The following is a 13,462-nucleotide window of genomic DNA, read 5'->3' on the forward strand; positions in this document are numbered from 1 at the left end:
CCTTGGGGGCAAGCCTCTGTTTATCATCGGCACGCGGAAGCTCGACCATGCCCTCCTTGCGCATCTTTCTCGACAGACTGCTGGAGGGCGCCGCAGCCAAGGTGCCGCGCCAGGATTTTTCGCATGTCGAGCGGCTGGCGCTTGTCCGCCGCCACGGCGACTTCTCGCTGGCCTATTCGACCGCCGTGCAGCAAAAACTGTCCTATTTCGGCGACGCCGACGGCTACATCGCCTTCGGCACCAAGATGAAGCACCATTTCGCGCTCGGTGACCCGGTGGCCCACCCGGCCGATCGGCCCGACTATATCAGGCGCTTTGTCGAAGCCGCCGACAGCCCGTGGTTCGTGCAGATCGGCGAACCGACGGCGCGCGTTCTGGCCGGGCTCGGCTACCAGGTCAACCGTCTCGGCGTCGACACGCGGCTGGAACTGCCGGCTCACGATTTTTCCGGCAAGCGCAACGAAACCGTGCGGTATTCCGAACGCTGGCTGTTGAAGAAGGGGTTTTCCTTTGGCGAAGGAGCGGTCTATCTCGACGAGGTCCAGCGCCTGTCACAGAACTGGCGGGCCGACCGCATCGTCAAGCGCTGGGAGATGGCGTTCCTCAACCGCCCCTTTGCCGATCATCTCGGCATCGATATGCGCCGTTTCGTGCTCTACAGCCCGGAAGGCGAGCTCGTCGCCCTGCTCGATTTCGATCCGATGTTCCGGGATGGCAAGGTGATCGGCTACACCACCTCGTTCAAGCGCAAGCATATCGATGCCTCGCCGCATGCCGAGATCGGGCTGACCAAATTCGCCGTCGACCGGTTTCGCAATGAGGGCGTTTCGGTCGTCACGCTCGGCCTGTCGCCGATGCTCGATGTCGGAGCCAACGGCTTTGCCGAATCAAGCTTCTGGCGCAACGCCTTCGAGCGGGCCTATGAGTCGCCCTGGGTCAACCGCAGCAAGTTCAACCTCAAGGGCCAGGCGGCGTTCAAGCGCCGCTTCCACGGCGTCGAGGAACCGACCTACATCGCCTTCCGCGAGGGCAAGCTGATCGAGATGCTGGGGTTGCTGCGCCTCATCAAGGCGATCTAGCAAGATCCGTGGCGGCCAACGTGGCCAATTTGCCCTCAGCAAAACTGTTGATTTGACCGGCGCACGGGCGATCGCCTATTTGCATGTCGCTCAAAAGTGGTCCCGGTTTTGAGACAACATGCATAAAAACAAAGACCTAAAGCGCGTCGCCTGAGTCCGTTCAAACGCGACGCGCTTTAGGCGCCAGGTCAATTCCTTAGCCGGTAGCCGGTGCGGAAGATCCAGGCGACGATTGCGATGCAGATGGCGAGGAACACCATCGTCATGCCCAGGCTGACGGCGACCGAGACATCGGACTTGCCGTAAAAGCTCCAGCGGAAACCGCTGATCAGGTAGACGACCGGGTTGAACAGCGTCACCGTGCGCCAGGTCTCGGGCAGCATGTTGATCGAATAGAAGCTGCCGCCGAGGAAGGTCAGCGGCGTGATGATCAACAGCGGCACCAGCTGCAATTGCTCGAAGCTTTTCGCCCATATGCCGATGATGAAGCCGAACAGGCTGAAGGTCACCGCCGTCAGGACAAGGAAGGCCAGCATCCAGAACGGATGCTGGATGGTGAGCGGCACGAACAGCGAGGCCGTCGCCAGGATGATCAGGCCGAGGATGATCGACTTGGTCGCGGCGCCGCCGACATAGGCGATGACGATCTCCAGATACGACACCGGCGCCGACAAGAGCTCGTAGATGGAGCCGACGAATTTCGGGAAATAGATGGCAAAGGAAGCGTTGGAGATCGACTGCGTCAACAGTGAGAGCATGATCAGGCCGGGCACGATGAAGGCGCCGTAGCTGATGCCGTCGATCTCGGTGATGCGCGAGCCGATGGCCGAGCCGAAGACGACGAAATAAAGCGATGTCGAGATCACCGGCGAGACGATGCTCTGCAGCACGGTGCGGAACGCACGCGCCATCTCGACCCGGTAGATCGCCCATACTGCTCGCCAATTCATGGCTCTTGCCTCAACAGATTGACGAAGATCTCCTCGAGCGAGCTGTTTTGCGTGTCCATGTCGCGGAACTGGATGCCGGCCGTCTCGAGTTCGCGCAGCAGCGATGCGACGCCGGGGCGTTCGCTCTGATTGTCATAGGTGTAGGTCAGCTGTGTGCCATCGCCCGACAGCTCCAACGCGTAGTGCGAAAATGCATCGGGAATGGCGGGGAGCGGGTTGCGCAATTCCACGATCAGGCGCTTGCGGCCGAGCTTGCGCATCAGTTCGGCCTTGCCCTCGACCAGGATGATCTCGCCGCGGTTGATGACGCCGACACGGTCGGCCATCGCCTCGGCCTCTTCGATATAGTGCGTGGTGAGGATGATGGTGACGCCATCGTCGCGCAGCCGCCGCACCATCGCCCACATGTCCTGGCGCAGTTCGACGTCGACGCCGGCCGTGGGTTCGTCGAGGAACAGGATGCGCGGCTCATGTGACAGCGCCTTTGCAATCATCAGCCGCCGCTTCATGCCGCCCGACAGCGTGATCGCCTTGGCCTCCTTCTTGTCCCACAACGACAGGTCGCGCAGCACCTTTTCGACGAAGCCCGGATTGGGCGCCTTGCCAAACAGGCCGCGGCTGTAGGTGACGGTTGCCCAGACGCTCTCGAACGCGTCGATGGTCAGCTCCTGCGGCACCAGCCCGATCAGGCTGCGCGCGGCGCGGTAGTCTCGGTTGATGTCGTGGCCGTCGACGGTCACCGTTCCCGACGAACGGTTGACGATGCCGCAGACGATCGAGATGAGCGTCGTCTTGCCGGCGCCGTTCGGCCCCAGCAGCGCGAAAATCTCGCCGCGTTCGATGTCGAGGTTGATTTCCTTCAGCGCCTTGAAGCCGGTGGCGTAGGTCTTGGTGACCCCGGAAATCGAAATGATGGAAGGCAAATTCGTGGAAGACATGAGGCCGAAAACGACTGTTTGAAAGAGGCGGGGATTATTATTGCGCTGAATGTCGGTGCGCACGGCGGGAAGTCAATGCCGCTGCTGACAATTGTGGACAAACGTTCCCCTTTTGCCGTTTCGTCATGGGGGTATCGGGCACTGACGGATTGATCCCATCTGCTGCGACAACGCGCCCCGCGTGACGCCAAGCCGCTTTGACCGGACCGCATCCGCCGCCTATTCTGCGCCAACAAACAGCAGCCGGAGCCCGCATGGACCCGCTCATCCTGTCGCGAATGCAGTTCGGGGCGAATATCTCGTTCCACATCCTGTTTCCGACCATCACGATTGCGCTTGGCTGGGTGCTGCTGTTCTTCAAGCTCCGCTACAACGCCACCAATGATTCCGCCTGGATGCGCGCCTATTTCACCTGGGTAAAGGTGTTCGCGCTGTCCTTCGCCATGGGCGTGGTCTCGGGCGTCACCATGAGCTTCCAGTTCGGCACCAACTGGCCGGGCTATATGGAGCATGTAGGCAACATCGCCGGGCCGCTGCTTGCCTACGAGATCCTCACCGCCTTCTTCCTCGAAGCGGCCTTCCTCGGCATCATGCTGTTCGGCTTCCGCCGCGTCTCCAACCGCGTCCACACGCTGGCGACGGTATTGGTCGCCAGCGGCACCACGCTGTCGGCCTTCTGGATCATTGCGCTCAATTCCTGGATGCAGACGCCGGCCGGCTTCGAGATGATCGACGGCAAGGCGCATCCCGTCGACTGGTGGGCGATCGTCTTCAACCCGTCCATGCCCTACCGTCTGACGCATATGCTGCTTGCCTCCGGCCTGACGGTGTCGTTCCTGATCGCCGGCCTGTCGGCGCTGCGCTACCTCACCGGCGACCGGTCGGAATCGATGTGGAAGGCGCTGCGCACCGGCGTCTTCACCGCCGCCATCCTGATCCCGATCCAGATCTTCGCCGGCGACCAGCACGGGCTGAATACGCTGGAGCACCAGCCGCAGAAGATCGCCGCCATGGAGGCGAACTGGAACACCGGCCCCAACGTGCCGCTGGTGCTGTTTGCGCTGCCCGACGAGGCGGCGAAGGAAAACAAATTCGAGATCGCCATTCCCGACGGCGCCAGCCTGGTGCTGCGCCACGCCACCAGCGGTATCGTGCCGGGGCTCAACGACTATCCCGGCCTGCACCCGCCGGTGTTCCCGGTGTTCTGGGGCTTCCGCATCATGGTCGGCACCGGCATTTTGATGCTCATCGTCTCGTGGTCGGCGACCTTCTTCCTCAAGCGCCGCCACAGCCTGCCGAGGCCGCTGGCCATGCTGATGGTGCCGATGGCGCTGTCCGGCTGGCTGGCGACACTGGCCGGCTGGTACACCACCGAAATCGGCCGTCAACCCTGGCTGGTGACGGGCGTGCTGAAAACCGCCGACGCTATCGGCCCGGTCGCCGGCAGCCATGTCGCGCTGACGCTCGCCATCTATCTCATCCTCTATGTGCTGCTGTTGATCGCCTATCTCGGCGTGCTGGTGCACCTGGTGCTGAAGGCCGCCAGGGACGGCGATACCTCGCCGCTGCCGGGCGTGATGAAGACGGCGATGTCGCAACCGGCCGCAGCGGAGTGAGGAATGGTCCGCGTAGCGGACGAAAAGCCAACGATTTGGCTTTTCGAATGACGAACGCCCGGAGCCATAGCGAAGGGCAGAACCGTTGATGAGAGGGATGACAGACCGATGAGCTTCGACTGGCCAACCGCGCTGCCCCTGATCTTCGCCGGCCTGATGGGCCTCGCCATCCTGATCTACGTCATTCTCGACGGTTTCGATCTCGGCATCGGCATCCTGTTCTCGGTCGCCGAAGATGCCGAGCAGGACACCATGATCGCGGCAATAGGCCCGTTCTGGGATGCCAACGAGACCTGGCTGGTGCTGGCCGTCGGCCTGCTCCTGGTCGCCTTTCCGCTGGCGCATGGCGTCATCCTCACCGCGCTCTACATTCCGGTCTTCGTGCTTTTGGTTGGCCTCATCCTGCGCGGCGTCGCCTTCGATTTCCGCGCCAAGGTGCCCGCCGGCAAGAAGCACCGCTGGAACCGCATTTTCTTCCTCGGTTCCGTCATCGCCTCGCTGGCGCAAGGCTATATGCTCGGCGTCTATGTGCTTGGCCTCGATGTCGGCTTTGGCGGTATCGCTTTCGGGGCGCTGGTGGCGCTCTGCCTGTCGGCGGCCTATGCAGCGATGGGCGCTGCCTGGGTCATCTACAAGACCGAGGGCGAATTGCAGAGGAAGGCGGTGGCCTGGCTGCGCACGGCCCTTGTGCTGACCGCGCTCGGCATGGCGGCGGTGTCGCTGGCGACCCCATTCGCCAGCCCGCGCATCTTCGCCAAATGGTTCGTCTGGCCCGAAATGCTCTATCTGTCGCCGCTGCCGATCCTGTCGGCGCTGCTGTTCATCTGGCTGTGGCGGCAGACCTTCCACCTGCCCAAGCCCGACGATCGCCACGCGCTGCGGCCGTTCCTGACGCTCGCCGCCATCTTCGCGCTCGGCTTTGCCGGGCTTGCCTGGTCGTTCTACCCCTTCGTGGTGCCCGACAGGCTGACCATCTGGCAGGCGGCGTCGGCGACGGAAAGCCTGGCCATCATCCTCGCCGGCACGGTGGTCGTGCTGCCGGTGATCATCTTCTATTCGTTCTATGCGTATCGGGTGTTCGGGGGCAAGGCGACGGATCTGACGTATGATTGAAGGGAGCTGATCTCCCCCCTTGAGGGGGAGATGGCCGGCAGGCCAGAGGGGGTCGCCGCCCGTGGAGCGCTAACCTTCTTCTGCCGCAGGAGGTCGCGTCCGGTCGGACCGACCCCCTCTGTCGCCTCCGGCGACATCTCCCCCTCGAGGGGGGAGATTAGGTGCTCAGCTCTTCCCCGCCAGCACGAGCACCGGCTTCTCGCTGTACAACCCCGGGAACAGCGCCTTCAAATTCGCCACCTTGGGCAGGTCGTTGTAGACGATGTAGGGGTAGGTCGGGTTCAGCGTCAGAAAGTCCTGGTGATATTCCTCGGCCGGATAGAAGGTTTTGCCCGTCTCCAACGTGGTGACGATCGGCTTGGCAAACACCTTCGCCTGGTCGAGCTGGGCGATGTAGCTCTGTGCGATCTTCTGCTGCTCGCCATTCTCGGCAAAGATGGTCGAGCGGTACTGGGTGCCCGAGTCCGGCCCTTGATAGTTCCGCTGCGTCGGGTTGTGGGCGACCGAGAAATAGACCTGCAGCAGCTGGCCGTAGGTCACCTTGGACGGATCGTAGGTGATCTCGACCGATTCGGCGTGGCCGGTGCGGCCGCTGCCCACCGTTTCGTAGACGGCGTCATCCTTGGCGCCGCCGGTGTAGCCGGAGACGGCCTTGGTCACGCCCTTGACGTGCTGGAACACGCCCTGCACGCCCCAGAAGCAGCCGCCGGCGAAGATAGCCTTCTCGCTGCCGCTGGCGGCCTTCTCGTCCATTGCCGGCGGCGGGATCACCACCGCGTCCTCGGCCGAGCGCGCAGGGCTCTGCCAGAAGGCGGCCGCGGCGGCGGCGACGATGAGCGCGGCAAGCGCGCTCTTGAAGATCGGCGTTCTCGTCCTTGCAATGCCGGTCATGTCTGATCTCCTTGATGGTGGCGAAGACTATACGACAGAACGTCCCGCCTGGTTTCTCAAATTGCCGTGCGCCGGCCCGGCCACTGTGCGGCCGGGCCATGGGATCAAGTCTTATTGCGCGGGCGCCATGGCGTCCGCCGGCTTCATCGCATCCGTTGCGGGTTTCATGGCATCGGCCGGTTTCATGGCGTCGGTGGCGGGTTTCATCGCATTCGTCGCCATTGGGTCGGCTGGCTTGATGGCATCGGTCGCCGGCGCCATGGCATCGGTCGCGGGCTTCATCGCATCAGTTGCCATCGCCGGCTTCATGGCGTTGGTCGCTTCGTCCCCGCGGGCGCCGGAGGCGAAGGCGGTCATCGAAAGCGCAAAAGCGAGCGCGGTCAGGGTCTTGGTCATGATGGTATTTCCTCCTTGAAGAGGGCGCGCGGATGCGAGCCCGGTTATGCCGCGCTAGCGGCGTTGCGTAGAAAAAGCATCAGTCGGCGGCTGCAGCCAGGATCGGCCCACCACCCGGCGACTGCACCAGCACCGCGGTGCTCAGCCCGCCGCTTGCCGCCGGCAGCGGCAGTGTGGTGGCGTCGCCGCTCCAGCTGCCGAGTTTCTCCAGCGAGTGCACGACATTGGCATGCGGCAGCGTGCGCCCGGTATTCTCGCCGCGCGCCACCGGCACTTCGACGACGCCCTTGTTGTAGCGGACCAGCCAGACATCGGCCTTTCCGCCCGGAGCCTTGCCGGCGCCGATGCTGATCTTGCCGCCGTCGAGCGACAGCATCGGCCCGTTCGTGTGACCGCTCGCGGAAATCAGCTGCTCGATCTCGCCGGGCGCTGCACCCACCGCATCGGCACCGCCATTGACCACGACCTGCGGCGTGAACGGGCCGGAGCGGCCGAGCGACGGCTCATAGCGCACCTGGCGCTGGGTAAATTCCTCGCGGCCGAAAATGTCCTTCCAGCCGAGATAGTCCCAGTAGGTGACGTTGAACGACAGCGCCAGAACGCCCGGCTCGTCCTTGACCTTGATCAGGTTGGCATTGGCCGGCGGGCAAGACGAACAGCCCTGGCTGGTGAACAATTCGACCACGGTGAGCGGCTGGGCGAAGGCGGTGCCGCCAAGCATCATCAGCGCGGCGCCTACGGCAGCCAGCATGCCGGCGCGTTTCGGGTTAAGTCCAGTCATCGGGGGTCTCCGTTGCGGCGGGTTCATCCCACACTTCGTCGCTGCCCGAGGCTTCGTTACATGGTTCACCGCTTCGTGATTGGGGGCGGACGCGTCGTTGCCTTCTCCCCTTGTGGGAGAAGGTGGATCGGCGCGAAGCGCCGAGACGGATGAGGGGTGTTCCAGCGGAGTGAGACGTTGGTTAATCTAACGTCATGCCACATCAGCCCGTCGCTCCTGCCAAACGAAACTTTGCCCGTTCGCTCCGACGTGAAATGACGGAGGCGGAAGACAAACTGTGGCACGAACTACGTGACCGCAGGCTCGATCGGATCAAATTTCGGCGCCAAGTTCCTGTTGGAAAATACGTCGCCGATTTCGCTTGTCTTGAATCACTCCTCATCATCGAGATCGATGGGAGTCAGCATGCGGACTCAGAGTCAGACCAGGCCCGTAGAACGGAACTGGAGGCGAGAGGCTTTCGTGTGTTGCGCTTTTGGAACGACGATGTCCTGAAAGACATGGACAGCGTCTGCACCACGATAATCGCTTATGTAAGGGATGTCAGTTTGCAGCCATGGCGGTGAAAGAACGCCGGCGTCAAGCTGGAACACCCCTCATCCGTCTCGGCGCTGCGCGCCGATCCACCTTCTCCCACAAGGGGAGAAGGCAAGGGCACCGCCACCCCGCTTGCCCCTGCAACCCGCCCCTGCTAAAGCGCGCGCCATGAGCACGCCTCTCGACCACATCCGCAATTTCTCCATCGTCGCCCATATCGACCATGGCAAATCCACGCTTGCCGACCGGCTGATCCAGTCCACCGGCGGGCTGGAGCTGCGCGACATGAAGGAGCAGGTGCTGGACTCGATGGACATCGAGCGCGAGCGCGGCATCACCATCAAGGCGCAGACGGTGCGGCTGAAATACCGCGCCAACAATGGCGAGGACTATATCCTCAACCTGATCGACACGCCCGGCCATGTCGACTTCGCCTATGAAGTGTCGCGCTCGCTGGCCGCCTGCGAGGGTTCGCTGCTGGTCGTCGACGCCTCACAGGGAGTCGAGGCGCAGACGCTCGCCAATGTCTACCAGGCCATCGACAACAACCACGAGATCGTCGTGGTGCTGAACAAGGTCGACCTGCCGGCCGCCGAGCCCGAGCGCATCCGCGAGCAGGTCGAGGAGGTCATCGGCATCGATGCCTCCAACGCCGTGCTGATCTCGGCCAAGACCTGTCTCGGCATTCCCGATGTGCTCGAAGCCATCGTCCACCAATTGCCGCCGCCGCGCGAGGGCGATGCCTCAGCACCGCTCAAAGCCATGCTGGTCGACTCCTGGTACGACGCCTATCTCGGCGTCATCGTTCTGGTGCGCATCATCGACGGCGTGCTGAAAAAGGGTGCGACCATCCGCATGATGGGTACCGGCGCAAAACATCTGGTCGAGCGCACCGGCGTGTTCACGCCGGCCCGCATCAATGTCGACGAGCTCGGCCCCGGCGAGTTCGGCTTCTTCACCGGCTCGATCAAGGAAGTGGCCGACACCCGCGTCGGCGACACCATCACCGAAGACAAGCGCCAGACGGCGCACGCTTTGCCCGGCTTCAAGCCGGCGCAGCCGGTGGTGTTTTGCGGCCTGTTCCCGGTCGACGCCGCCGATTTCGAGGATCTGCGCGCCGCCGTCGGCAAATTGCGCCTCAACGACGCCAGCTTCTCCTATGAAATGGAAACCAGTGCCGCGCTCGGTTTCGGCTACCGCTGCGGCTTCCTTGGCCTGCTGCATCTCGAAATCATCCAGGAGCGGCTGGAGCGCGAGTTCAACCTCGACCTGATCGCCACGGCGCCATCCGTCGTCTACCGGCTGCTGCTCAATGACGGCTCGGTCAAGGAGTTGCACAACCCCGCCGACATGCCCGACGTGGTGAAAATCTCGGCCATCGAGGAGCCGTGGATCCGCGCCACCATCCTGACGCCTGACGACTATCTCGGCGGCATCCTGAAGCTTTGCCAGGACCGGCGCGGCATCCAGGCCGACCTCTCCTATGTCGGCAAGCGCGCCATGCTGATCTATGACCTGCCGCTCAACGAAGTGGTTTTTGACTTCTATGATCGCCTAAAATCGATCTCCAAGGGCTACGCCTCGTTCGACTATCACCTGACCGACTATAAGGAAGGCGACCTGGTGAAGATGTCGATCCTGGTCAATGAAGAGCCGGTCGACGCGCTGTCGATGCTGGTCCACCGCACGGCGGCGGAAAAGCGCGGCCGCCAGATGTGCGAGAAGCTCAAGGAGTTGATCCCGAATCACCTCTTCAAGATCCCGATCCAGGCCGCGATCGGCGGCAAGGTCATCGCCCGCGAAACCATCTCGGCGCTGCGCAAGGACGTGACCGCGAAGTGCTATGGCGGCGACGTGTCTCGCAAACGCAAGCTGCTGGACAAGCAGAAAGAGGGCAAGAAGCGGATGCGCCAGTTCGGCAAGGTGGATATTCCGCAGGAGGCGTTTATCCAGGCGCTTAAGATGGGGGATTGAGTTTGAGGGCGGAGGGGCAATGCTATGGGGTCTGGTTTCAACAAAGACGCCTACCAGATGGCGTGGAACTGGTTTCGTGTCCATGCTGACCAAAGGATGGAGCTATTTAAGACATACGTGTACGTAGTCATTGGCCTGACTGCCGGCTACATCAGTTTATATAATTTGAAATCATATTTGGCCGCGTGCGGCGTGTCGGCATTGGCACTTATAATCTGCCTTGCTTTTAAAGCCCTCGATGTAAGAGTCTCTGGGCTTCTTAAATTCGCTGAATCCGCGCTGATTGTTGAAGAGGAGCGTCTCAAAGATGAGGTTGAGTACGACGACATACGGATCGTAGCAAAATCCAGCCCGCCCTCTAAGGGATTCATAACGTATCGACGAATATTTAATGCAATCTTCGTAGGAACGGGCTTGCTGTTCATCGGAGGCTTTATTGCCAGCTATCAGGCAATGTGAGAGTAATTAGTTAGACTGATTCCCCTAACTGGGGAGGGGCGAGGGGACATGGACGGACTAGAAATATCCGGCCGGCGATTTGATCGCCCAGTTTTTGTCCCTTCGATTTCATCGTACGAGTCACAAATTCCTCCCGTCTCTGCTGTCGAACTGCAACTGGCGACAGACGAGCCGATCACATTGGTCTCGTCGTTCGACCTCCACGAGAATGATGACCTGCTCGAAATCACAAAGGTTTTCCAGAGCGAAGGCGGGATCGTCCTGGCCGATAGCGGTGGTTACGAACATAGCCGCTACAATTTTTGGTCACATTGCGAATGGAAATGGGGGGTCCGAAATTATAAGAAGGTGTCGCTAGAGGTAAATCCGGACCTCATTTTTTCATATGATTTATTTCCAGAAGAGCATGATAGCCCAGCAAAATACGCTTTGAAGTTGGCTGCGTTGTTGGACGAGACGTCAAGAGATTTGGATCTCCGGAGGATAATACCTGTACTTCACCTACAACCCAGAAGAGGTCGCTCGATATTTGATGCCGCCGATGCTGCTGAGATATCTACGTCACTGCTACAGCGGTTCCCCTGTTGCCTAGTCGCCATTCCTGAGCGTGAACTCGGTGAAGGGCTTCATAAGCGAGCGAAAAGTGTGAGGGAGATCGCGCGAGCGATTGATATCGTACGTCCAAACGGTGGATTGCACGTACTAGGATGCGGGAATCCTCTGGCAATTGCTTTTATGGCAGATGCTGGCGTCAGCATCGTTGATGGACTCGAGTGGTGCCGGACGACAATCTCAACTGTCGATTGGCACCTCCATCACCACCAGCATCTTGAAGCGTTCGAAGTCTCGCCGCTTGAGAGAAGCGAAAAGATCGATTATCTGCTGCAGACTAGGGGCGGATATTACACTAAGTGGGGCCTGCACAACCTACAAGGTTTTAGGAGACTGATGGAGAATATTCGGCAGAGCATTGCTGATAATAGTCTTCGCCTTTTTGTAGAGCGCAACTACGGAAAGAAGGCGGCAGAGCTATTCGACTATGCAAGGCTTTGATCCAGGCAAACTTTCGAACCTCTTCTTTACTTGTATAAATCTCGTTCGAGAGGACAAATCGGGAACGGCTACTTCCGCAGTGAAGGAGGACTATTGGGCGGATTGGACGGCCCTAGCACTTGCTGTGGCGTCTAGCGGGACGAAGTACGAGGTAGCACGTCGAATAGCGGATAGTTCTGTGCCTATCGCAAAGCGCTATAAGGATGGGGAGTGCATATCACTCCCAGCTAAATTCTTGTCCATTTTGATAAGCTGCGGGCACCGATACCCGAATAGAACGTCAACCTATCTTCACCGGTCACTAGAAAAATTCAGTGACATGGCATTTTCGTTTTCCTCAATACGGGTACTCTTGGGGAATGAAGCGCTTATGCGGGAACGGCTGGTGGAGCATTTCCCGGGCTTGGGATATAAACAAGCAAGTATGCTCCTCCGAGATTTAGGTTTGGCAGAAAATTTGGCTATAATAGATACTCACGTAGTAAAATTTTCGGGTATATTTATTGAAATGCCAATGTATAAGGGTACCAGTCAAAGCTACCTAAAATGTGAAGCCGCGTTGCAGCAATTTGCATCTGCCTACGGAATTAGCGTGGCCTCTCTTGACCGAGCCATCTGGGCAAGCATGGCAGCCATTCATCGAGGTTCGTAATGGAAAAGGCAGTGTGCCTGGCATCTGGGGGTCTGGATTCGCTCGTCTGCCTGAAACTCCTTGCGGACGAGGGTGTTGAGGCTATGCCCTTGTTGATAAATTATGGCCAACGAGCATACCAACGCGAGAGCGAAAATTTGTTAGCTGTATGTAAGAAGCTGCAGCTACCTAAGCCACACATAATGGATATCAGCGGATTTGGGCTAACTATCCGATCAGGTCTCACAGACCCAGATCTAGACGTTAAAGATGATGCGTTTACTCCAAATAGGAATCTGCTTTTCCTAATTTGCGCGTCAGCTTATGCATACCTTAACGGTGCTAGCTCGGTTGTAATTGGTTTTCTCTCCGCGAGAACGACGATATTCCCTGACCAGACAGATGAATTCCTTTTGGCTGCTCGCGAGGCGATACGTCAAAGTTTGGGTAGACCCATAGAAATCCGAACGCCACTTCGATCGTTCAGCAAGAATCAGGTGCTGGAACTCGGTCGGAAGATAGGAATCCTGTCGTACTATTCATGTCATGCGGGAACTGAGCATCCTTGTGGGCGATGTATCGCTTGCCTGGAATATGGAGGTTAGGTTTATGGGTGGGCGCCCCGATGTAGAGGTGGAGAGCAAGGACACGACTGCCGGTCTGCTTGCGAAGGCGAAGGAGGCTATTCGAGCAGATTTAGGTAAAGTTTCCAGGTACTTATTCGTGTTGGAACGGTCGGATCATAGCGATATTGGCAAGAGGCTTTCCGACCTTGAGCTGCCGGAACGGAACCAAGTCAGGATCATAACTAATGGAGATCGCGTGAGCGACGCGATCGAATGGTGCGACGTTGTTTTCGTCTTCTGTGCCGGGGAGCGCGGTACAGCATTTCGAAACGAAGTTGTCGAGCAGGCTTTGGCATACAAGCGGCTGGGGGTCTGTGTACGGCTCGACGGGGGTATCATTCCGGAGAAAATTACGGCTTACAGGTGGAAGGTTTATGGCTGGCGGGATTTCTTGGATCTGATCTCGATAAAGTAATTG

At 59.7% G+C, this 13,462-nt stretch carries 15 protein-coding genes; 10 read left to right on the forward strand and 5 right to left on the reverse strand.

Features of this window, described 5'->3' with window-relative positions:
- The first annotated feature begins 47 nt into the window (after window positions 1-47).
- On the forward strand, window positions 48-1,079 hold the full coding sequence (locus tag NKJ80_RS25170; protein WP_352498507.1) for a phosphatidylglycerol lysyltransferase domain-containing protein: 1,032 nt from the start codon (window positions 48-50) through the stop codon (window positions 1,077-1,079).
- Between the two features lie 188 nt (window positions 1,080-1,267).
- Here the strand turns inward: NKJ80_RS25170 and NKJ80_RS25175 are convergent, their stop codons facing one another.
- Window positions 1,268-2,029 (reverse strand): ABC transporter permease, encoded by a 762-nt coding sequence (locus NKJ80_RS25175; RefSeq protein ID WP_023681263.1) that lies wholly within the window; start codon window positions 2,027-2,029, stop codon window positions 1,268-1,270.
- Window positions 2,026-2,952: an ABC transporter ATP-binding protein gene (locus tag NKJ80_RS25180; RefSeq protein ID WP_352498550.1), complete on the reverse strand. Its 927-nt coding sequence runs from the start codon at window positions 2,950-2,952 to the stop codon at window positions 2,026-2,028. The genes NKJ80_RS25175 and NKJ80_RS25180 overlap by 4 nt, the downstream gene beginning before the upstream one ends.
- Window positions 2,953-3,221: 269 nt before the next feature.
- Here NKJ80_RS25180 and NKJ80_RS25185 point away from each other — a divergent pair, with 269 nt between their 5' ends.
- Window positions 3,222-4,583, forward strand: coding sequence for a cytochrome ubiquinol oxidase subunit I (locus NKJ80_RS25185; RefSeq protein ID WP_352498508.1), 1,362 nt, complete (start codon window positions 3,222-3,224; stop codon window positions 4,581-4,583).
- A 108-nt stretch (window positions 4,584-4,691) separates the two neighbouring features.
- The gene (locus NKJ80_RS25190; protein WP_352498509.1) at window positions 4,692-5,696 is read left to right on the forward strand and encodes a cytochrome d ubiquinol oxidase subunit II; all 1,005 of its coding nucleotides are present in this window, start codon (window positions 4,692-4,694) and stop codon (window positions 5,694-5,696) included.
- Window positions 5,697-5,861: 165 nt separating this feature from the next.
- Here NKJ80_RS25190 and msrA read toward each other — a convergent pair whose 3' ends face one another.
- From msrA to NKJ80_RS25205, 3 genes are all read right to left on the reverse strand, one after another.
- Complete coding sequence (gene msrA / locus NKJ80_RS25195) at window positions 5,862-6,587, reverse strand: peptide-methionine (S)-S-oxide reductase MsrA (protein WP_352498510.1); 726 nt, start codon at window positions 6,585-6,587, stop codon at window positions 5,862-5,864.
- Window positions 6,588-6,698: 111 nt separating this feature from the next.
- Window positions 6,699-6,983 carry a hypothetical protein gene (locus tag NKJ80_RS25200; protein ID WP_352498511.1) on the reverse strand — a complete coding sequence of 95 codons (285 nt, stop codon included), beginning with the start codon at window positions 6,981-6,983 and terminating at the stop codon, window positions 6,699-6,701.
- A 79-nt stretch (window positions 6,984-7,062) separates the two neighbouring features.
- Window positions 7,063-7,764 (reverse strand): DUF1223 domain-containing protein, encoded by a 702-nt coding sequence (locus NKJ80_RS25205; protein WP_352498512.1) that lies wholly within the window; start codon window positions 7,762-7,764, stop codon window positions 7,063-7,065.
- Between the two features lie 194 nt (window positions 7,765-7,958).
- Between NKJ80_RS25205 and NKJ80_RS25210 the strand changes: the two genes are divergently transcribed.
- The 7 genes from NKJ80_RS25210 (at window position 7,959) to NKJ80_RS25240 (ending at window position 13,459) form a co-directional block, all read left to right on the forward strand.
- On the forward strand, window positions 7,959-8,330 hold the full coding sequence (locus NKJ80_RS25210) for an endonuclease domain-containing protein (RefSeq protein WP_023681256.1): 372 nt from the start codon (window positions 7,959-7,961) through the stop codon (window positions 8,328-8,330).
- Between the two features lie 139 nt (window positions 8,331-8,469).
- Window positions 8,470-10,275 carry a translation elongation factor 4 gene (gene lepA, locus NKJ80_RS25215; protein ID WP_352498513.1) on the forward strand — a complete coding sequence of 602 codons (1,806 nt, stop codon included), beginning with the start codon at window positions 8,470-8,472 and terminating at the stop codon, window positions 10,273-10,275.
- Window positions 10,276-10,299: 24 nt separating this feature from the next.
- Window positions 10,300-10,734 carry a hypothetical protein gene (locus NKJ80_RS25220; protein ID WP_352498514.1) on the forward strand — a complete coding sequence of 145 codons (435 nt, stop codon included), beginning with the start codon at window positions 10,300-10,302 and terminating at the stop codon, window positions 10,732-10,734.
- Window positions 10,735-10,782: 48 nt separating this feature from the next.
- Window positions 10,783-11,787, forward strand: coding sequence for a tRNA guanosine transglycosylase family protein (locus tag NKJ80_RS25225; RefSeq protein WP_352498515.1), 1,005 nt, complete (start codon window positions 10,783-10,785; stop codon window positions 11,785-11,787).
- Window positions 11,774-12,439, forward strand: coding sequence for an 8-oxoguanine DNA glycosylase (locus NKJ80_RS31500; protein ID WP_502902226.1), 666 nt, complete (start codon window positions 11,774-11,776; stop codon window positions 12,437-12,439). Before NKJ80_RS25225 ends, NKJ80_RS31500 begins: the two co-directional genes overlap by 14 nt.
- Window positions 12,439-13,023 (forward strand): 7-cyano-7-deazaguanine synthase, encoded by a 585-nt coding sequence (locus NKJ80_RS25235; RefSeq protein ID WP_352498517.1) that lies wholly within the window; start codon window positions 12,439-12,441, stop codon window positions 13,021-13,023. Before NKJ80_RS31500 ends, NKJ80_RS25235 begins: the two co-directional genes overlap by 1 nt.
- Window positions 12,965-13,459 carry a hypothetical protein gene (locus tag NKJ80_RS25240; protein WP_352498554.1) on the forward strand — a complete coding sequence of 165 codons (495 nt, stop codon included), beginning with the start codon at window positions 12,965-12,967 and terminating at the stop codon, window positions 13,457-13,459. The genes NKJ80_RS25235 and NKJ80_RS25240 overlap by 59 nt, the downstream gene beginning before the upstream one ends.
- Window positions 13,460-13,462: the final 3 nt, after the last annotated feature.

The sequence above is a fragment of the Mesorhizobium sp. M0030 genome (genome assembly GCF_040323695.1).
Taxonomy (GTDB): Bacteria; Pseudomonadota; Alphaproteobacteria; order Rhizobiales; family Rhizobiaceae; genus Mesorhizobium.